This window comes from Catellatospora tritici (assembly GCF_019083965.1).
GTDB lineage: Bacteria > Actinomycetota > Actinomycetes > Mycobacteriales > Micromonosporaceae > Catellatospora > Catellatospora tritici.
Genome location: NZ_JAHRCY010000008.1, coordinates 331896 through 351687, shown reverse-complemented (window position 1 = coordinate 351687; position 19792 = coordinate 331896). Strand labels below are relative to the sequence as shown.

The 19792-nt window shown below is 71.6% G+C and carries 17 protein-coding genes; 8 read left to right on the top strand and 9 right to left on the bottom strand.

Annotation, left to right across the window (positions count from 1 at the left end; all coding sequences use genetic code 11):
* Window positions 1-166: 166 nt before the first annotated feature.
* The 5 genes from ctaE (at window position 167) to KUA19_RS20635 (ending at window position 5560) form a co-directional block, all read left to right on the top strand.
* A complete protein-coding gene (ctaE, locus tag KUA19_RS20655; RefSeq protein WP_217397884.1) occupies window positions 167-772 on the top strand; it encodes an aa3-type cytochrome oxidase subunit III in 606 nt (201 codons plus the stop codon).
* An 8-nt stretch (window positions 773-780) separates the two neighbouring features.
* The gene (qcrC, locus tag KUA19_RS20650; RefSeq protein ID WP_217397882.1) at window positions 781-1596 is read left to right on the top strand and encodes a cytochrome bc1 complex diheme cytochrome c subunit; all 816 of its coding nucleotides are present in this window, start codon (window positions 781-783) and stop codon (window positions 1594-1596) included.
* Window positions 1593-2657 carry a cytochrome bc1 complex Rieske iron-sulfur subunit gene (gene qcrA / locus KUA19_RS20645; RefSeq protein ID WP_217397880.1) on the top strand — a complete coding sequence of 355 codons (1065 nt, stop codon included), beginning with the start codon at window positions 1593-1595 and terminating at the stop codon, window positions 2655-2657. Before qcrC ends, qcrA begins: the two co-directional genes overlap by 4 nt.
* On the top strand, window positions 2654-4261 hold the full coding sequence (gene qcrB / locus KUA19_RS20640; RefSeq protein WP_217397878.1) for a cytochrome bc1 complex cytochrome b subunit: 1608 nt from the start codon (window positions 2654-2656) through the stop codon (window positions 4259-4261). Before qcrA ends, qcrB begins: the two co-directional genes overlap by 4 nt.
* A 99-nt stretch (window positions 4262-4360) precedes the next feature.
* Window positions 4361-5560: a cytochrome P450 gene (locus tag KUA19_RS20635; protein WP_217397876.1), complete on the top strand. Its 1200-nt coding sequence runs from the start codon at window positions 4361-4363 to the stop codon at window positions 5558-5560.
* A gap of 393 nt (window positions 5561-5953) precedes the next feature.
* On the opposite strand, the gene KUA19_RS20630 is transcribed toward KUA19_RS20635, so the two are convergent.
* From KUA19_RS20630 to KUA19_RS20605, 6 genes are all read right to left on the bottom strand, one after another.
* Entirely contained in the window at window positions 5954-6784 is an 831-nt protein-coding gene (locus tag KUA19_RS20630; protein ID WP_217397874.1) for an alpha/beta hydrolase family protein, read from the bottom strand.
* A 74-nt stretch (window positions 6785-6858) separates the two neighbouring features.
* Window positions 6859-7134, bottom strand: coding sequence for an Lrp/AsnC family transcriptional regulator (locus KUA19_RS20625; protein ID WP_203687908.1), 276 nt, complete (start codon window positions 7132-7134; stop codon window positions 6859-6861).
* Window positions 7135-7223: 89 nt separating this feature from the next.
* The gene (locus KUA19_RS20620) at window positions 7224-8057 is read right to left on the bottom strand and encodes a nucleotidyltransferase family protein (RefSeq protein ID WP_217397872.1); all 834 of its coding nucleotides are present in this window, start codon (window positions 8055-8057) and stop codon (window positions 7224-7226) included.
* Window positions 8054-8596, bottom strand: a complete 543-nt coding sequence (locus tag KUA19_RS20615; protein ID WP_217398001.1) for an NUDIX hydrolase — start codon at window positions 8594-8596, stop codon at window positions 8054-8056. The genes KUA19_RS20620 and KUA19_RS20615 overlap by 4 nt, the downstream gene beginning before the upstream one ends.
* Window positions 8596-10512 (bottom strand): RelA/SpoT family protein, encoded by a 1917-nt coding sequence (locus KUA19_RS20610; protein WP_308167541.1) that lies wholly within the window; start codon window positions 10510-10512, stop codon window positions 8596-8598. Before KUA19_RS20610 ends, KUA19_RS20615 begins: the two co-directional genes overlap by 1 nt.
* A 190-nt stretch (window positions 10513-10702) precedes the next feature.
* Entirely contained in the window at window positions 10703-12382 is a 1680-nt protein-coding gene (locus tag KUA19_RS20605) for a DEDD exonuclease domain-containing protein (protein ID WP_217397997.1), read from the bottom strand.
* Window positions 12383-12604: 222 nt separating this feature from the next.
* Here KUA19_RS20605 and KUA19_RS20600 point away from each other — a divergent pair, with 222 nt between their 5' ends.
* From KUA19_RS20600 to KUA19_RS20590, 3 genes are all read left to right on the top strand, one after another.
* Window positions 12605-13969, top strand: a complete 1365-nt coding sequence (locus KUA19_RS20600; protein ID WP_217397870.1) for an NYN domain-containing protein — start codon at window positions 12605-12607, stop codon at window positions 13967-13969.
* A 184-nt stretch (window positions 13970-14153) separates the two neighbouring features.
* Complete coding sequence (locus tag KUA19_RS20595; RefSeq protein WP_217397868.1) at window positions 14154-15398, top strand: M48 family metallopeptidase; 1245 nt, start codon at window positions 14154-14156, stop codon at window positions 15396-15398.
* Window positions 15399-15778: 380 nt separating this feature from the next.
* On the top strand, window positions 15779-16903 hold the full coding sequence (locus KUA19_RS20590; protein WP_217397866.1) for a glycosyltransferase family 4 protein: 1125 nt from the start codon (window positions 15779-15781) through the stop codon (window positions 16901-16903).
* 10 nt (window positions 16904-16913) lie between these two features.
* Here KUA19_RS20590 and KUA19_RS20585 read toward each other — a convergent pair whose 3' ends face one another.
* The 3 genes from KUA19_RS20585 to KUA19_RS20575 all read right to left on the bottom strand — a co-directional run bounded on the left by KUA19_RS20585 (window position 16914) and on the right by KUA19_RS20575 (window position 19739).
* On the bottom strand, window positions 16914-18392 hold the full coding sequence (locus KUA19_RS20585; protein ID WP_217397864.1) for a glutamate-cysteine ligase family protein: 1479 nt from the start codon (window positions 18390-18392) through the stop codon (window positions 16914-16916).
* Between the two features lie 154 nt (window positions 18393-18546).
* Window positions 18547-19068: an HIT family protein gene (locus tag KUA19_RS20580; RefSeq protein ID WP_217397862.1), complete on the bottom strand. Its 522-nt coding sequence runs from the start codon at window positions 19066-19068 to the stop codon at window positions 18547-18549.
* Window positions 19068-19739 carry a response regulator transcription factor gene (locus tag KUA19_RS20575; RefSeq protein WP_120316171.1) on the bottom strand — a complete coding sequence of 224 codons (672 nt, stop codon included), beginning with the start codon at window positions 19737-19739 and terminating at the stop codon, window positions 19068-19070. Before KUA19_RS20575 ends, KUA19_RS20580 begins: the two co-directional genes overlap by 1 nt.
* Window positions 19740-19792: the final 53 nt, after the last annotated feature.

The window sequence follows — 19792 nt, the reverse complement described above, 5'->3', positions numbered from 1 at the left end:
GGTCGCCGGAGATCGCTAAGGCCGAGGTCAGCGGGCTGAAATGATCGACAGGGGGCACGAACCGAGGCTAGACCGTGGCGGCGGACACGCCGTGGTCGGGCCACGACACGCCGCCAACCAGGCACCCCGACGCTCGCCGATGCAGGTCGGGGGCAATAATGACCGCGTGACTGCCGCCTCAGCCATCGACAAGAGCAGGATCCACTCCCTGACCAGGCCGAACATGGTCAGCGTCGGGACGATCGTGTGGCTCTCCAGCGAACTCATGTTCTTCGCGGCGCTGTTCGCGATGTTCTTCGCCATCCGCGCAGCGGACTACAGCCAGTGGGAGAAGCACTTCCACGTGCTGAATCTGCCCTACGCGCTGTTCTTCACGACGATCCTGGTGTTGTCTTCCATCACCTGTCAGATCGGCGTGCTGCGCGCGGAGCGCGGTGACGTGTACGGCCTGCGGTTCTGGTTCACCATCACGTTCCTGATGGGTCTGACCTTCGTGCTGGGCCAGGTGAACGAGTACCTGCACCTGATCCACGAGGGCATCAAGATCAACGCTGACGGCTACGGCTCGATGTTCTACCTCACCACGGGCTTCCACGGCCTGCACGTGACAGGCGGTCTGATCGCCTTCGTCATCTACTTGATCCGCACCACCATGGGCCGGTTCACGCCGGCGCAGGCGACCTCGGCCATCGTCGTGTCGTACTACTGGCACTTCGTGGACGTGGTCTGGATCGGCCTCTTCTTCATGATCTACCTGCTGGAGCGGATGTGAGCTCGGCCATGAAAACCGAAACCACCGTGCCGGCGCCGGGTGCCCCCCGGCAGCGCGGCCGGGCCCGTCGACGGATGTCTGGCGCCCTGCGAATGTTCGCGGCGCTGATGTTCGCCGGTGGTCTGTACCTGACCTTCGCCCCCGGTGTGCAGGCGCAGGGCGCCGCGCCGCTGAGCGACGCCGCCCAGGCCGGCCAGGCGCTGTACGACAAGTCGTGCATCTCCTGCCACGGCAACAACGCCCAGGGTGTCGACGGCCGCGGCCCGAGCCTGATCGGCGTGGGCTCGGCGGCCGTGGAGTTCCAGGTGGAGACCGGCCGCATGCCCGCCGCGCGCCAGGAGGCGCAGGCGGAGCGCAAGCAGCCGCAGTTCACCAGCGACCAGGCGCGCCAGCTCGGTGCCTACATCCAGGAGCTGGGCGGCGGCCCGCAGCTCCCGGTGGGCGAGGAGTTCGCGAGCAAGGGCGAGGTGTCCCGCGGCGGTGAACTGTTCCGCATCAACTGCTCGTCCTGCCACGCGTTCTCGACCGGCGGCGGCGCGCTGTCCAGCGGCAAGTACGCCCCGACGCTGGCCGAGTCGACCGACCGCCAGATCTACGCGGCGATGCTCACCGGCCCGCAGAACATGCCGGTCTTCGGTGACACCGAACTCGACCCGCAGGACAAGTACGACATCATCGCCTACGTGCGGGCTCTGCAGACCGACCAGGACCCGGGCGGTTGGGGCCTCGGCCGCTTCGGTCCGGTGACCGAAGGTCTGGCCATCTTCCTGGTCGGCGTCGTGGCCCTCGTCTTCGCGGCCCTCTGGATTGCAGGTAAGTCATGAGCGAGTCGAACACTCCGGTCGTCGACGACCTGGACGACCCGAACCTCACCACGTTCGACATCGTCCGCGAGGGCGCCCGGCGTGACGGGATCGAGATCGTCCACTACGAGCCGCAGTACCCGGCGGGGTCGAAGGGCGAGAAGCGCATGGTGCGCATCGTCGCCTTCTTCTTCCTGCTGACGGGTCTGGCCGCCACCGCTTTCGTGATCGCCTTCATCTGGTGGCCATGGGAGTACGAGATGGGCAGCAACCCCAGCAAGCTCTACACCCCGATCCTGGGCCTGACCCTGGGCCTGGCCTTGGTCGGCGTGGGCCTGGGCATCCTGACCTGGGGCAAGAAGCTGCTGCCGCACGAGATCTCGATCCAGGACCGCCACGACGGTCCGTCGGACCCGGTCGAGCGCAAGATCACCGGCGAGACGCTGAAGTTCATCGGCAGCGAGCTGAGCGTGGCCCGCCGCCCGGCGCTGAAGCTGTCGCTGCTCGGCCTGCTGCCGCTGGGTGCGGCGGCGGTCGCGTTGCCGATCGGTGCCATGATCAAGGACCCGCACCACCCGGACGTCCTGTTCAAGACCGGGTTCGCGGGCGCCACCAAGGAAAACCCGATCAAGCTCGTTCGCGACGACTACACGCCGATCCGGCCGGAAGAGGTGAGCACCGGCGGCCAGATCACGGTGTTCCCCGGCATCCCGGGCGGAGTCAGCAACAAGTACGCCGACTCGCCGACGCTGCTGATCCACCTGCGCGAGGGCGACGCCGAGGCGCTGCGCTTCAACCTGTACGACATCAACAAGGACAGCCCGTGGCAGAGCTACGTGGCGTACTCGAAGATCTGCACGCACGCCGGCTGCCCGGCGTCGCTGTACGAGCAGCAGACCAACCGCCTGCTCTGCCCGTGCCACCAGTCGCAGTTCCTCATCACCGACAACGCCAAGCCGATCTTCGGCCCGGCGACCCGATCGCTGCCGATGCTGCCGATCACGGTCGACAAGGATGGTCACTTCGCGGCCACCGGTGACTACAAGGTGCCGGTCGGCCCGGCGTTCTGGGAGAAGTCATGAAGCGTCGCAAAGTCGATTTGAAGGCCCTGCCGGGCAAGTCGGCCGAGGCGGTCGACGCCCGGCTGCACGTGGCCACGCCGCTGCGTTCGCTGCTGAACAAGGTCTTCCCCGACCACTGGTCGTTCCTGCTGGGCGAGATCGCGCTGTTCTCGTTCATCGTGCTGCTGCTGACCGGCACCTTCCTGGCGCTGTTCTTCGAGCCGTCGATGCTGGAGACGCACTACAACGGGTCGTACGTCCCGCTGCAGGGCGTAAAGATGTCGCGGGCGTACGAGACGGCGCTGAACCTGTCGTTCGACGTGCGCGGCGGCCTGATCATGCGCCAGATGCACCACTGGGCGGCGCTGCTGTTCATGGCGGCGATCGTGGTGCACATGATCCGCATCTTCGTCACCGGTGCGTTCCGCAAGCCGCGTGAGCTGAACTGGATCATCGGCCTGTCGATGTTCTGGCTGGGCTTCACCGAGGGCTTCGCCGGCTACTCGCTGCCCGACGACGCGCTGTCCGGCACCGGTCTGCGCATCGCCTCGGCGATCATGCTGTCGATCCCGGTGGTCGGTTCCTGGGTGACCACGTCGCTGTTCGGCGGCGAGTTCCCGGGCGAGATCATCCTGTCCCGCCTGTACATCCTGCACGTGTTCCTGCTGCCGCTGATCCTGCTCGGCCTGGTCACCGTGCACCTGGCGCTGGTGTTCATGCAGAAGCACACCCAGTGGCCGGGTCCGGGCCGGACCAACAGCAACGTGGTCGGCGAGCGCATGTTCCCGCGGTACGCGCTCAAGCAGGGCGGCTTCTTCATGCTCGTCTTCGCGGTGATCGCGCTGATGGGCGGCCTGTTCCAGATCAACCCGATCTGGCTGTTCGGCCCGTACGAGGCGGCCGTGGTCTCCGCGGGCAGCCAGCCCGACTGGTACGTCATGTTCCTGGACGGCTCGACCCGTCTGATGCCCGCCTGGGAGATCAGGGCGTTCGGCTACACCATCCCGCCGCTGTTCTGGCCCACGGTGGTGCTGCCGGGCATCCTGACGGTCCTGCCGATGGCGTACCCGTGGATCGAGGCGCGCTGGAAGAAGGACAAGGGGCACCACAACCTGCTCCAGCGTCCGCGTGACGTGCCCGACCGCACCGGTCTGGCCGCCATGGCGCTTACGTTCTACATGGTGCTGACGATCTCCGGCGGCAACGACATCGTGGCCGACAAGTTCCACATCAGCCTGAACGCGATGACCTGGGCCGGCCGTATCGGCCTGCTGACCCTGCCGCCGCTGGCGTACTACATCGCCCGCCGCATCGCGCTGGGCCTGCAGCAGCACGACCGGGAGGTGCTGGCGCACGGTGTCGAGACCGGCATCATCAAGCGCCTGCCCAACGGCCAGTTCGTCGAGGTGCACCAGCCGCTGGCGCCCGTCGACGAGCACGGCCACGCCGACCTGCCGTACGTCGGCTGGACGGTGCCGAAGAAGATGAACCGGCTCGGGGCCCTCGGCCCGGCGGTCCGGGGCTTCTTCCGGCCGATCGAGCAGGCCGCCCCGCCGGTCCAGCAGGCCGCTCCGCCGGTCGAGCCGCCGCCGGCCCGCGAGGAGATCACCAGCGGCAAGCACTGACACCTGAGCACGCAGTCACACGCACGGGAGGGCGACCGCAGGACGCGGTTGCCCTCCCGTCATATTCTGCCCTGGTACGGCTACGGGGAGGTGGCGTGAATGGACGCACTGGCCGCGATGCAGACGTTGGCGACGACCGAGGGACGCGCCGACCCCTATCCGCAGTACGAACGCCTGCGCGCCGCCGGACCGGTGCTGGCCCTGGGCGAGGGCTTCTTCGTGGTGACCGGGTACCAGCAAGCCGACCGGGTGCTGCGTGACCCGTCGTTCCTGGCCACCGACTCCACCGTGCTCGACCGTACGCTGCCCGGCTGGCGCGCCTCGGCGGCCTGGCGCTGGCTCGGTCGGACCATGCTGTGGCGCAACCCGCCCGACCACGGCCGCCTGCGCCGACTGGCGGGCTCCGCCTTCACTGCCCGGCGCGTGGCGCAGCTACGGCCGGACGTGATCCGGCTCGTCGATGGCCTGATCGACGGAATGGACCGGCCCGGCCCGGTCGACTTCATGGACGCGTTCGCCTTCCCACTGCCGGTGGCGGTGATCTGCACGCTGCTCGGGGTGCCGGAGTCCGATCGGGACTGGTTCCGCCCCCGCGCGCACGACCTGACTCTGGCGCTGGAGGTCTTCGCGGGGGACAGCGACAGCATGGCCCGTGCCGACGCGGCCGCCGTGGACCTGGAGGACTACTTCATCGAGCTGCTGGCGCATCGGCGCGCCCATCCCGGCGACGACATGCTCAGCGACCTGCTGGCCGCGGGCGCGGCCGGACAGATCGGCGGCGCGGAGATGGTGGCGCACCTGGCCCTGCTGCTGGTCGCCGGGTTCGAGACCACCACCAACCTGCTCGGCAACGGCCTGGCGGCCCTGCTGGCCCACCCCGACCTCACCGCCGAGCTGCGCGCCCACCCCGAACTGGCCGGCGCGTACGTCGAGGAGATGCTGCGCTTCGACCCGCCGGTGCAGGCCACGTCGCGCCATGCCGGGCAGGAAGGCGTCCTGGACGGGCTCCGGCTGACCGCCGACGCCGAGGTGATGGTGCTGCTCGCCGCCGCGGCGCGGGACCCGGAACGGTATGCCCGGCCCGACCGATTCGATCCGCACCGCGAGCCGGTGCCGTCGCTGTCGTTCGGCGCGGGCGCGCACTACTGCCTGGGCGCACCGCTGGCCCGACTGGAGGCCCAGGTGGCGTTTCCGCTGCTGCTGCGGCGGCTGCCGGGGCTGCGCCTGGCCGGGGCGTCGGTCCGTCGTGACCGGCTGGGCTTCCGCGGCTTCGCCGAACTTCCTGTCGCCAACGGCTGAACCACGAGTCTCGACGCGGTGCCGCCGCGTCTCCTCGGCCTGGTGTTGTTCGCCGCCGGCGAGGTGGCTCCGAAGCTGACGAGCCTCTGGCTCCCGTTCTCGCGAACGTGGCCAGCCGCCGGTGGGTGATGGTGTCGACAGCATTTGCTCTGCACCCACGGCCTTGCTCTGCACCCACGGCCTTGCTCTGCACCCACGGGCGCAACGGCTGGCCGTTCCGTGCGATGGGCGCGCTTGGCGGCGTGTCGTGTCGAGGCGTTTGCGCCGACGGGTGCAGAGCAAGGGAATGGGTGCAGAGCAAATACAGTGGGGACGGATGTCCGCAGGATGTCGCGATCTCTGCGGGCGGTGTGCGTCCGGTGCGAGTCGGCTGTGGGCCGAGGCCAGGTCCGGTCAGGAGGGCTGGCGTGCGGGCAGCCAGTCGGTGATGCGGGCGGCCAGGGGAGCACCGGCTTTGACCCATACGAAATGGTTCAGGGTGAGGCCCGCCTCGTCGCTGCGGAGGTGCTCGCGGCGCACCGCGGCGCCCGACAGCAGCCCGGCCAGATGGTCCACGACGCCGCGTGGGGTGTACCGGTCGTTGTCCACGCTGACGACCAGCGCCGGGACGTCGATCGTCGCCAGCTGCTCCTGGGTGCACACGGCCGCGGGGAACCGGCCCCAGCGCGAGGAGTAGGCCCAGTCGCGGATGACGCCCCGCGCCTGGCGGCCGCCGAAGCCCCAGCCTGGCCAGACGCGCAGCAGCGCCGAGACCGCGCCGATGGTCTGGGTCATGGCCAGGACGGCCAGCCGCTGCCCGCGCGGATAGTTGCGCCAGTACGGCAGCCCGACCGCGATCAGGACCAGCCCGTCGATGTCGGCGCTGCCCCGGCGGGCCAGGTGCATCACGCAGGCCTGGCCGCCGAGGGAGTGTCCCAGCAGGATGGTGCGCCGTCCGGCCCGGTGCTCGGCGAGCGCGTCGAGCACCGCGGCGACGTCGTCGACCGTCTCGGGGTAGCCGTAGCCGCTGGACCGGCTGGGCGCGGGCGTGCTCGCGCCGTTGCCGCGCGGATCGGCCACGGCGACCGCGAGTCCGGCCTCGTTGAGGCTGGCCGCGAACCGCTTGTAGTAGCCGCCGGGCACGCCCATCGCCGGGAACAGCACGACCAGCGGCGCGGCCGGGTCGTCCACCGGGTGGAGCTGTACGGCCAGTCGATCACTGCCACGGTCGACGCTCAGCTGCATGGTCGCAGCCTAGCGAGCCGAGGTTACTGCCCGGTAGATACCGCCGCTGTGACGCACGCCGCGCGCACGCCGCCTCAGAACCCGATCGCGAACGCCTGCTCCAGGTCATGCCGCGAGTACGACCGGAACGCGATGTGGGTGTCGGTGTTGAGCACGCCCGGCACCTTCGAGATCCCGCCCGCGATCACCTCGGCGATGTGGTCGAACTCCCGCACCCGCACGATCGCGATGAGATCCACCCCGCCCGCCACAGAGTAGACCTCACTGACCCCCTCCAGATTGGCCAACTCCTCCGCCACCTCCGGAATCGCGTCAGTAGCGCAATCAATCAAAACAATCGCCGTGATCATGCCGTCTCTCCTGTCTATGGTCCGTCGATCATGAACTTATGGCACGGCTCGACGGTGTGTCCCTGGCACAACTTCATGATCGATGATGATTACCCGGCCGGGACGGTGAGGGAACCTCCGACGCGAATGGCGTCGGTGAGGGACTCGTGCGCGGCCACCTCGGCCCCGGGCCACAGGACGCAGCGGGTGACCTTGCCATGTACGCGGGCGCCGGCGCCGAGGACGCTGTTGGTGGCGGTGCCGGTCAGTTCGACGCCCGGGGCGATCAGGTTGGCGTCGGCGGCGGCGTGCAGGTTGGCGGTCAGGTAGTCGGCGGGGGTGCCGCAGTCGAGGTAGAGGCCGCCCAGCGGGACGATCTCCAGGCGGCCCGCGCGTTCGGCGGGGCGCCACGTGGTGCGGGCCAGCTCGGCGGGCAGGTCGGCCAGGACGGCCGCGTCGGCGGCGGGCAGCAGCGAGGACCCGGCGAAGTTCCAGCCGAGGAACGGGTCGGGCTTGTGCGCGCGTACGCCGTGCAGCCGGATCCGTTCGCCGTCCCACCCCGACAGCAGCGCCGCGAGGTCGCCGCTGTCGGTGGCCACGTACGCGTCGGCGTTGAGCACCACCACGGCCCGCCCGGCGATCCAGCGGCGCAGGTTGCCCAGTGCCCCGGCCGTACCCAGCGGCTGCTCCTCCACGCTGACGTGGGCCCGCGCGCCGACGTGCGCGACGACCTCGTCGGCCAGCCAGTGCGCGTTGACGGCGACCCGGTCCGGGCCGGACAGGCCGATGGCGGCCAGCCGCGCGAACGCGCGGTCCAGCAGCGGCACGTTGCCGACCGGCACCAGCGCCTTGGGTAGCAGCGAGGTCAGCGGGCGCAGGCGGGTGCCCAGCCCGGCGGCCAGCACCACGGCGCAGACGTCGGCCGGGGCGGCATACGCGGTCATCGGACGGCCGGCCGAGCGTCGGCGGGCGCGTCCGGCCCGATGCCGAAGTGCGCCAGCAGCCGGGCCGTGGCCGGGGTGATCACCGGCAGTTCGTCGAGGGAGTGCCAGCGGGCCTCCCACACCTCGGCGCCGTCGACGCTGAGCTCGGTGCGGTCGGCGGGCACCCGCGCGGTGAAGACCGTGTCGACCCAGTGCCCCTTGGTGTGGATGACCGCGTTGGGCACGGCGGGCTGGATCTGGTCGGGGCGCAGCACGATGCCGGTCTCCTCGGCGGTCTCGCGGCGGGCGCCCTCGATCGGCGTCTCGTGGCGGCCCAGCAGGCCCGCGGGCAGCGTCCAGCCCCGACCCGGGGGCTGGCGCAGCAGCAGGATCCGGCCCGGCTCGGCGGCCTCGCTGTCGAAGATGAGCATGACCGCGCCCACCGAGTAGCGGGCCGTGGCCAGTTTGACCATCCGCTGCCGCCACTTCGGCGGGATGCGGTAGAACACGCCGTAGCCGAGGGCCACGAGTCTGGTGCGCAGCGGCGAACGGCGTCGGATCACCTGGACAGGGTAGACGACTTGCGGCGCTGCGCCGCGTCACCGCCGTCGCGCGTTGGCGGCACCAGATTGGCCTGCCGCTCGCGCAGCGCGTCGCCCTGCAGGTCGACGCTGGCGATCAGCTGGTCGACCACGGTGTCCGCGGTGATCTTGTGTTCGGCCACGGCCATCAGCAGAGTGTCGAGATCCGGATAGCCCATCGCCACGGCGAGGTCGGCCAGCCGCTGCTCGTCGGCCAGCGCCCGGTCGTGGCGGCGCAGCGCCAGCCCGATCGCGGCCCGGCCCAGCTGCAGCCGGTCGCTGACCGTACCGGCGGCGACCTCGGGCTCGGTGAAGCGGCGGCTCAGCCGCAGTCGCGCGTTGGGCGACTTGACGAAGTCCAGCCATTCCTTGCGCGGGCCCGGGTGGTTGCGCGCCCGGCTGACCAGGATGTCCACCACGTCGCCGTCGGTGAGGGTCGCGTTGAGCGGGGTGAGCACGCCGTTCACGGTCGCGGCGACGCAGCGGTCGCCGGTCCGGGTGCCCAGCTCGTACGCCACGTCGACGGGGCTGGCGCCCTCGGGCAGCAGCAACTGGCGCCCCCAGGCGAACACCTGGATCTGCTGCTCGGCCAGGTCGCAGCGCAGCGTCTCCACGAACTGCACCGCGTCCGGGGCGGCCTGCTCCAGGTCCAGCGCCCGGCGCAGCCAGGCGTGCTCGCCGCGCTGGCGCTGGTGCGGCGGCGTCGGCTTGGGCGTGGCACGGGTGGTGAACAGGTTCAGGGCGGTGCTGCGGCGCGAGGGTCGGGTCGGGTAGCGGTACGGCGCGACGACGCCGTACTCCACCGCGCGGTGCATCTGGTCGGTGCGGATCAGCACCTCGACCATCTGGTCCTCGGGGCCCAGCACGGTGGTGTGCAGGGAGCGGTAGAGGTTGTTCTTCGGGGCGGCGATGAAGTCCTTGAACCGCCCCGGGATCGGCTTCCACTGCTGGTGTACGGCGCACAGCGCGGCGTAGCAGTCGGGGTCGTCGCCGTCGAGGATCACCACGATGCGGGGCAGGTCCATCGGCACCGGGCTGCCCGCCTGCTGGGTGTCCTTCCAGATCGAGTAGTAGTGCCGGGGCCGGGGCTCCACCAGGCCGCTCAGCTTCTCCTTGCGCAGCGCGGTGGTGCCCAGCGCGACCACCTCGGCCATGTACTCGTTCCACCCGGGCCGGTTGGAGACCACGGCGTCGATGCGCTGGTACTCGTCCGGGTCGAGGAAGAGCAGGACCTTGTCCTCCAGCTCGCGTTTGAGCGCCTGGATGCCGAGCCGGTCGCACAGCGGCACCAGCACCTCGCGGGTCGCCCCGGCGATGCGGGCGCGGGAGGCGGCCGAGCGGGCGTCGAGGGTCTTCATGTTGTGCAGCCGGTCGGCCAGCTTGATCACCAGCACCCGGATGTCCTGGCCGGCGGCGACGATCATCTTGCGGATCGTCTCGGCCTCGGCACGGGCGCCGAAGTGCGCCTTGTCGAACTTGGTCACCCCGTCGACCAGCAGCGCGATGTCGGGGCCGAAGTCGGCGCGCAGCTGCGGCAGCGTGTAGCTGGTGTCCTCGACGGTGTCGTGCAGCAGCGCCGCGACCAGCGTGGTGGTGTCCATGCCCAGGTGGGCGAGGATCTCGGCGACGGCCAGCGGATGGGTGATGTACGGATCACCGCTCTTGCGCATCTGCCCGTGGTGCATGCGCGCCGCCACCGAGTACGCCCGGCGCAGCAGGTTGGCGTCGGAGCCGGTATGCACCCGGCGGTGCGCCTTGATCAGAGTGGCCACCGGGTCCGACGGGTTCTCCCGCGCGCCGGACCAGTTCAGCATCGCTCGCAACCGAGTGGTGAGCAGGCTCTCTCCAGCCCGCCCCACCGGGACCGTCGGCAGCGCCCCCGCGTCCGCGTCCACTCAGGACACCCCCCTCGACGTGCGGAGGGTCGCCGGCCCGGAACAGAGGTACAGCTGCCCCCGGTGCGGGACGGGACACGTCCGCGAGATTGCGAGATATCGGTCCATAGCCTAGTAACGAACGTCGGCGCCGATCGGTCAAGAGTTTTCATGCATTCGGACACGCTTCGGACACGGAATGCCCGAACGGTCAGCTCGCCGTGGCCGGAACCGCCTGGGTCAGTCGACGCCACCGCGCCGCGCCGCGCACCGGCGACGCCCAGCCCGCGCTGGTCTCCACCAACCGGGTCTCGGGCCGCTCCAGCCAGTCGAGGATGCGTTCGGTCTCCTCCGGGGTGGCGCACGGGGTCGGCCCCAGGCCGCCGAGCACCGTCTCGGCCGTGGGCCGCAGCGCGTCGAGGACCCGGCGCGGGTGTACGTGCGGCGCGGACGTGGCGGCGGCGGCCAGCCGTCCATACCGGATGATCGCGATCTCCCAGCCGCCCTCGGCGTTGCGCCGGGCGCCGATCAGCTCGGCGATCGCGGTGAGCGCCGACAGCCGCTGCATGCGCACCGCCGCGCGCAGGAACGCCGCCAGCCGGTCGCGCACCGCCGCGGCGTCCTCGAACCGCTCCGCCTGCGACAGCGTGCGCATCCGCGACAGCAGCGGGAGCACCACCCCGTCCGGGTCGCCGCTGAACGCGTCGCGGACCGGGGCGGCGGCGACGCGGTCGTACTCCTCGGTGGAGATGGCCAGCAGGCACGGGGCCGGGCACTTGCCCAGCTCCGCCAGCGCGCACGCGGCCGATGCCCGGCGCGCCGACAGCCGCGGCGCGCACTGCCGCAGCGGCAGCGCCTCGTGCAGCGCGTCCACGGCCGCCTGGGCGGCGTGGCGCCCCGCGAACGGGCCGAGGTAGGCCGCGCCGTCGGGGGCCAGCACGCGCACCACCGACAGGCGCGGATACGGCTCGTCGGTCAGCTTCAGCCACTGCACCCGCTCCGGATGCTTGGACCGCCGGTTGTACGGCGGCGAGTGCGCCGCGATCAGGCGCAGCTCGCGCACCTGCGCCTCCAGCGCGTGCGCGCACTCGACCGCCTCGACCTTCTCGGCGACGTGCAGCATCTCCTTGATCCGGGCCCGGCGCTCGGCCGCGGTGAAGTAGCTGCGCACCCGGGTGGCGATGTCGTTGGAGGTGCCGACGTACAGCGGGCGGTCGTCGCGGGCCCGGAACAGGTAGACCCCGGGCGCGTGCGGCAGCCCCTCGGCCAGGTGCCGCTTGGCCCGCTGGGTCGGGCTGACCGCCTTGACGAACTCGATGGTCTCGCCCAGCGTGTGCACCCGGTGCCCGCCCAGCCGCGCGATCAGCGCGTGCAGCACCCCGACGGTCGCCTTCGCGTCGGCCAGCGCGCGGTGGTTGGGCTGCTCGGGAATGCGGAAGTACGCCGCGAGCGTGCCGAGCTTGCGGTTGGGCACCTCGTCGCGCAGCAGCACCCGGCGCGCCAGCGCGACCGTGTCCACCACGCGCGGGTTGGGCCAGGCGTAGCCGTGCGCGGCGCACGCCGCCTTGAGGAAACCCACGTCGTATGGCGCGTTGTGGGCGACCAGCACCGCTCCCCGCAGGAACTCCAGCAGCGGCGGCAGCACCGCCTGGATCGGCGGCGCGGTGATCGTCATCGCGGTGGTGATCCCGGTCAGCACCGTGATGAACGGCGGGATCGGCACCCCCGGGTTGACCAGCGTGGCGAACTCGCCCAGCTCCTCGCCGGCGCGCACCTTCACCGCGCCGACCTCGGTGATGCCGCCGCCGTCCGGGGCCCCGCCGGTCGTCTCCAGGTCCAGCACCACGAACGTGGTGTGCCGCAGATCCAGCTGCAACGGATCGGCCAGCATCGCGTCCAGGGTCGGCTGCTCGAAACGGTCGCCGGGGGAGCGCTGGCCCGGCGCCGGGCGTCTCGGGCCAGGGTCGTTCGGGGCAGGGTCGTTCGGGCCAGAGCGGTTCGGGGACGGCACGAATCGCACGCTAACCGTCCGGTGTGACAGTGGGCGGTCGGCGCACAGGGGCAGCCGCCAACCTGAGCGACAAGATCTGTACGTCGGTGGAAGACTAGGAGCATGTCGGCCGCTGAACTTTCGTTCGAAGCTTCCTCCGGGGAGCCGCTGGAGGCTGCCGACTTCGCCCCCGAACCGATCCTGCCCGAACCGATCCGGCAGCGGGTCATCGCGATGGCGGCGGCGGTCCTGACCTTGCTGCCAGGCGACGAGCTGCCCGTGCCGCTGCGCAAGGTGGCCAAGTTCGCGCCCAACCGGCGCGCCCGCCTCGGCGGTGCCCAGATCGCCACCCAGCTGTCCGGCGACCCCCTGTTCCGGCAGCGGATCAGCGGCAAGGTGCTCGCCGACGCCGGTGAGCTCGGCGCCGCGGTGCTGGGTGGGATGGCCCCGGCCGCCGCGGACCCCATCGAGGTGGCGGCGCTGGCCTACCTGGCCAGACCTGACGGCTGGCGCGATCTGCTGGACGTCGCCGGTCAGGCCGTCGCGGCGGTGGCGGAGAGTTCGGCGGTGGCCGAGCAGATCCGCGAGGCGCAGGCCAGGGCCGCCCGAGCCGAGCACGACCGGGCCGTGGCCCGGGTCGAGGCCGACAAGCTGCGCGACGAACTGGCCCGGGTGCGCGAGGAGCTGGGTCAGGTCCGCGAGGAGGCCCGGACCGCCACCAAGGGGCTGCGCGAGAACCAGGCCGCCCTCAAACGCGCCAACGAGCTGCTGGCCATCGAGAAGGGCCGGGCCGCCAAGGGACACGGCGACCAGGAGGCGGAGCTGCGCCGGATGCGGGCCCGGGTCGCCGATCTGGAGGCCGCCGCCGGGGACGCCCGGCAGGCCGCCCGCGACACCCGGGCCGTCGACGACGCGCGGCTGTGGCTGCTGCTGGAGACGATCGGGCAGGCCGCCGTGGGGCTGCGCCGCGAGCTGGCGCTGGACCCGGCCAAGATCCTGCCCGGGGACACCGTCGCCGCCGCGTACGCCGACACCGCCAGCGCCCCCACCGCCGCCAACCGCGCCCTGGACGCCGACGACCCCGCCCGCCTGGCCCAGCTGCTCGCCCTACCCAAGGCGCACCTGGTCGTCGACGGCTACAACGTGACCAAGCGCGGCTTCGCCGAGATGTCACTGGAGCAGCAGCGCAACCGGCTCATCACCGGCCTGGGCGGGGTCGCCGCGCAGACCGGCGCCGAGGTCACCGTCGTCTTCGACGGCGCCGACCGGGTGCACGGCCTGCCCGCCCCGCCGCGCGGGGTGCGGGTGCTGTTCTCCCGCAAGGGCGAGACCGCCGACGAGGTGATCCGTCGCCTGGTGCGCGCCGAGCCGCCGGGGCGGCCGATCGTGGTGGTCTCCTCCGACCGCGAGGTCGCCGACGGCGTGCGGCGCCACGGGGCGTACCCGATGAACTCCGAGTCCCTGGTCCGCCGCCTGACCCGTAGCTGAGCTGTGACATGCGCGCTCCGCTACGCGGCCTTAATCGGTGTCATCCTCCGCTGCGCTGCGGATGACACCGAGCGGCCGCTGTGACATGGGCGCCGCGCCTACGCGGCCTTAATCGGTGTCATCCTCCGCTGCGCTGCGGATGACACCGAGCGGCCGCTGCGGCGGGGCGCCTTAGGATCGGGCGGTGAACAGTCGTGGCTGGGCGTGGGTGGCGTTCGGGGTGCTCGGGATCGCGTTGATCGTGGTCGCGGCGGTGTTGGTGCCGTGGCACCGGCCACCCGCGCCGCGCGCCGATCAGCTCGACGCGTTGTCGCTGCTGCCTGCCGACCGGGTGGCGCGGGCCAGGGCGTTGCGGGGCGAGACGCGGCTGATCTCGTACCCGAGCATGGTCGTCGGCCTGGTCGTGGCGCTGCTGCTGGGGTTGACGCCGCTCGGCGCGAAGCTGGTGGGACTGGTCCCCGGGCCGTGGCTGGCCAAGGTGCTGGGCGGCGGATTCCTGGTGCTGGTCGTGGCCGAGCTGGTCACGCTGCCGTTCTCGGCCTGGGCGCACACCGTGTCGGTCCGCTACGGGCTGTCCACCCAGAGTTGGGGGCCGTGGGCCGTCGACCAGCTCAAGGGGTACGCCGTCGGCGCGGTGCTCGGCGCGGTCGCACTGCTCGGGTTCTTCGGCCTGACCCGGCTCGCGCCGAACTGGTGGTGGGCCTGGGCCGCCGCCGGGGCCGCCGGGCTGGTGGTGCTGCTCAGCTTCATCTTCCCGGTGCTGGTCGAACCCGTCTTCAACAAGTTCACGCCGATGGAGGCGAGCCCGCTGCGCACCGAGCTGATGGAGCTGGCGCGGCGCGACGGGGTGCCGGTGCGCGACGTGCTGGTCGCCGACGCGTCGCGGCGCACCACCGCCGTCAACGCGTACGTCAGCGGCATCGGGCCGACCCGGCGCATCGTCGTGTACGACACGCTGCTGCGCGAGGCGCCGCCGGAGGAGATCGTCTCCGTGGTCGCGCACGAGCTCGGCCACGCCAAGGACGCCGACGTGGTGATCGGCACCGTGATCGGCGCGTTGGGCGCGGCGCTGGCCGTGGTGGGGCTGTTCCTGCTCGGCGGGTGGTCGTGGCTGCTGCAGCGAGCCGGGGTCGAGTCGATCGGCGAGCCGCGGGCGATCGGGCTGCTGCTGGCGGTGGTGACCGTGGTGGGGCTGGTCGCCGGGCCGGTGCAGTCGTATGTGTCGCGGCTGATCGAGGCGCGGGCCGACGAGCACGCGCTGCGGCTGACCGACGACCCGGCCGCGTTCGAGCGGATGCAGCAGCGACTGTCCCTGGTGAACCTGAGCGATCCGGACCCGCCCACGTGGGAGCAGATGCTGTTCGGCAGCCACCCGACGACGGTGGAGCGGATCGCGGCCGCGCGCGCGTACGCCAGAGGCGTCCGCTGACGGTGGCTTGCCGACGTTTCCGGCTGCGGTGCGGCCGTGACCCCTGGCAAGATCGCCGCCTGCGGTCACTATTGGTGCAGCGTTCTCTGTGGATGGGCTGTTGTTTCCGCATCGCGGGACCACCAGGCCGGAAGATCGCTGTCTCCGGTCATTTCCGTGCACGGCACCGGCCCGAAACCCCGGATTCTGACCAAAACTGCCGATCTCCCTTCGGATGATCGCTGTGAGTGGTCAGAATCTGCCCTCCAGAGCCATCTTTTGACCACTCATAGCGATCACCCCCGAACCGGCCTTGGCGACCGGCCGGAGCGGCTGGACTCGTCGGGGTCGGTGGCGACCAGGGCGGCTGGGGCCTGCCGTCGGGTCGGTAGGCTGCGCGGATGCGCACGCTGCTGGTGACCAACGACTACCCGCCCCGTCCCGGCGGCATCCAGCAGTTCCTGCACAACCTCGCCCTGCGCCAGCCCGACGGCGAACTCGTCGTCTACGCCTCCACCTGGCGCGACCCGGCCCCCTTCGACGCCGAGCAGCCCTACCCGGTGATCCGCGAACGCACCGGCGTGCTGCTGCCCACCCCGCAGGTCGCCCGCCGCGCCGCCCAGCTGGCCCGCGCGGAAGGCTGTGACCGGGTCTGGTTCGGCGCGGCCGCCCCGCTGGGGCTGCTGGCCCAGGGCCTGCGCAAACGCACGGGCGTCGAGCGCGCGATCGGGATCACGCACGGCCACGAGATCGGCTGGGCGGCGCTGCCCGGGGCGCGCGGCGCGCTGCGGCGCATCGCCGACGGCTGCGACGCGCTGACGTACCTGGGGGAGTACCAGCGGACCCGGCTGGCCAAGGCGCTGGGGGAGCGGACTGAGCTGCGGCGGCTGGCGCCGGGCGTGGACGCGGCCGCGTACCACCCGGACGTCGACGGGTCGGCGGTGCGGGCCCGGCACGGGCTGACCGGTCGCCCGGTGATCGTATGCGTGTCCCGGCTGGTCCCGCGCAAGGGCCAGGACACCCTGGTACGAGCCCTGCCCCTGATCCGCCGCGCCGTCCCCGACGCGGCCCTGCTGCTGGTCGGCGGCGGCCCGCACCGCCCCACCGTGCAGCGGCTGGCCCGCGAGCTGGACGTGGCCGACCACGTGGTGCTGACCGGCTCGGTGCCGTGGCGGGACCTGCCCGCGCACTACGCGGCCGGGGACGTGTTCGCGATGCCGTGCCGCACCCGCAACGGCGGCCTGGACGTCGAAGGCCTGGGCATCGTCTACCTGGAAGCCTCGGCGACCGGTCTGCCGGTGGTGGCGGGCGACTCCGGTGGGGCACCGGACGCCGTACGCGAGGGGGAGACCGGGTTCGTGGTCGGCGGCCGGGACGTGGCGGCGCTGGCCGCGCGCCTGGTCGAGCTGCTGACCGACGACGGCCTGCGCGCCGAGATGGGCGCGGCCGGGAGGGCCTGGGTCGAGCAGGAGTGGGGCTGGGACCTGCAGGCCGCCCGCCTGCGCGAACTGCTGGCGGGAGACTGACCGTCGGAGGTCAGCCCGCCACCGGCCACTCGTGCACGGGCAGGTTCGCCTGCATGTGCCCCTGGTACGCGGCGAGCATGCGCGACAGCGCCTCGGGCCGGGCCACCCCGCCCGCCTCCAGCGCGCGGACCGTCTCGATCTGCCAGGAGGCGCCGTTGCGCTTGCGCAGGCAGCGCTGCTCGATGATGCCCAGTAGCCGGTCGCGGGTGGCCGGGGCGACGCCCCAGCTGTCCAGGCCCTGGTGAGCCAGGCCGAGCAGCTTGCGCAGCACCAGTTCGGTGGCGGTCAGGTAGCCCAGGTCGGGCCAGAACAGGTGCGCGTCGATGCCGTGCCGGGCACCGGTGTAGAAGTTCTCGTCGGCGGCGCTGAACGGCATCCGCGACCACACCGGCAGCCCGCCCTCGGCCAGGGTGCGCACCAGCCCGAACCAGAACGCGCCGTTGGCCATGATGTCGACCACGGTCGGCCCGGCGGGCAGCACCCGGTTCTCGACCCGCAGGTGGGGCAGGCCGTCGGAGACGTCGTACACGGGCCGGTTCCAGCGGTAGATGGTGCCGTTGTGCAGGCGCAGCTCGGCCAGCTCCGGCACGTCGCCGGAGGCCAGCACCTGGGCGGGGTCGTCCTCGGCGCACTCGGGCAGCAGCGCCGGGAAGTAGCGCACGTTCTCCTCGAACAGGTCGAACACCGAGGTGATCCAGCGTTCGCCGAACCAGACCCGGGGGCGTACGCCCTGGGACTTCAGTTCCTCGGCGCGGGTGTCGGTGGCCTGCTTGAACAGCGGGATGCGGGTCTCGTGCCACAGCTGGTGGCCGAACAGGAACGGGGAGTTGGCCGCCACGGCCAGCTGCGCCCCGGCGATGGCCTGCGCGGCGTTCCAGTACGCGCCGAACTGGGCCGGGCTGACCTGCAGGTGCAGTTGGGCGCTGGTGCAGGCGGCCTCGGGGGTGATGCTGTCGGCGGTGACCGACAGCGGGTTCTCGCCGTCGATGCGGATGGCGATGTCCTCGCCCCGGGCCGCGAACACCTGCTCGTCGATGAGCGCGTAGCGGGGGTTGGCCGACAGGTTCTCCTTGACCAGGTGCTCCAGCCGCAGCGTGGGCAGGATGCCGATCATGACCAGGTGCGCGTCGAGGGTGTCGGCCTTGCCGTCCGCGGCGTTGATCATGGCGCGGACGTCCTGCTCGAACACGTCCAGGCCGGTTCCGGCCAGCTCGCGCGGCGGCACGTTGATCTCGACGTTGAACTGGGCCAGCTCGGTGACGAACGCCGGGTCGGCGATGGCGGCAAGCACCTCGGCGTTGCGCATGGTCGGCTGCCCCAGGCCGTCGACCAGGTTGAACTCGACCTCCAGCCCGCTGAGCGGGCGATCGAAGTCGAACTGTGACTCCCCGAGCATCAGGGCGAAAACGTCCAGGCAGGTACGTACCTTGCGGCGGTAGCGCGCCCGATCCGCGCGGGTGTACACGTGCTGCTTGACGTCGCTGCCCATGGGCCCGCACCGCCCTTCGCCGCTGTGGGACGCGTACCGATCCTCGGCAAATGTCCCACAAATTCAGGTTGGGTGGGGCGCGGTCCGGACAAGCGACGGCGCCCGCACTCCGTATGTGCACGGAACGCGGGCGCCGTAAACGCGGCTACCCGGCTTACGCCAGGCGGGCCAGCTCGGCGGTGATCGCCTCGCGAAGCTGGTCGAACTCCTCCGCCCGGGGGGACACCAGGGTGTCGTTCTCCTCCGAGAGGCGGACCTCGTTCGGGTAGCGCCACACCGGGCCGTCGCGGAACTCCCGGGCCTCCCACGAGTAGCGCGGGTGGATGTGGGCGTGCAGCTGGTGCAGCGAGTTGCCCAGGATCTCGTAGTTGAGCCGCCGGAACGCCGGGTCGAACCCGTTGCACGCGGCGAAGACCGCCTCGCCGAGCAGACCCATGTCGTTCAGGAAGTCGGTCCGCTGGGCGCGGGTCAGGTCGGTCAGGTGGTCGGCCCCGTCCACGTCGGACAGCAGCACGCAGTATCCCGGCAGGTGCTGCGTGTCGCCGAAGACCGCGTAGCCGCTGTTCAGCTTGGCCATGACCAGCGGGTTGTCTCCCCGCCGGGCAGCGCCGAGCCGGTCCGAACGCCAGTCGGTGAGCAGGAGATCGTCACCGCTGGACTGCGCGTGCCGGCCCATCAGGACAGGTTGGGGGCGTCGGGAGCCTGCAGCAGGCCCAGGCGCAGCGCCGTCATCAGAGCCTGGGCCCGGTTGGCCGCACCCAGCTTCTCGTACAGCTTCGAGATGTGGGTCTTGGCCGTCGACTCGCTGACGAACAGCTGCTTGGCGATGCCGGAGACGCTCATGCCCTCGGCCAGCAGCTTGAGCACCTGACCCTCGCGCGGGGACAGCTGCGGGCCGCTCGGGGTCAGCCGCCGCTTCATCGCCTCGGCCAGATCGGCCGCGGTGAACGCACTGGGCGCCGAGGCGGCGTGGCGGGCGGCCGCGACGACCTCGTCGGCGGGGGCGGTCTTGGGCACGAAGGCGCTCGCGCCGGCCTCCAGGGCGCCGAAGAGCTGGTCGTCGCCCGCGTACATGGTCAGCACGACGATGCCCATGGTGGAGCTCGACTTGCGCAGCGTGCGGGTGGCCTCGAGACCGCTGCCGTCAGGCAGGCGCAGGTCCATGATGACCACGTCGGGGTGCAGGGCACCGGCCTGGCGCACGGCCTCGGCGGCGGTGCTCGCCTCGCCCACGACCTCGAACTGACGGTCGCGTTCGAACGCGTGCCGCAGGCCCTTGCGGATCAGGTCGTGATCGTCGACGAGCAGGACCTTGGTGCGTCCCGTCGGCACTGTGCTGGTAGACATGCCCGCTAAATTCCCTTCTGACACCCCCCCGCTGCCGCTGAGGAGTGTCACAC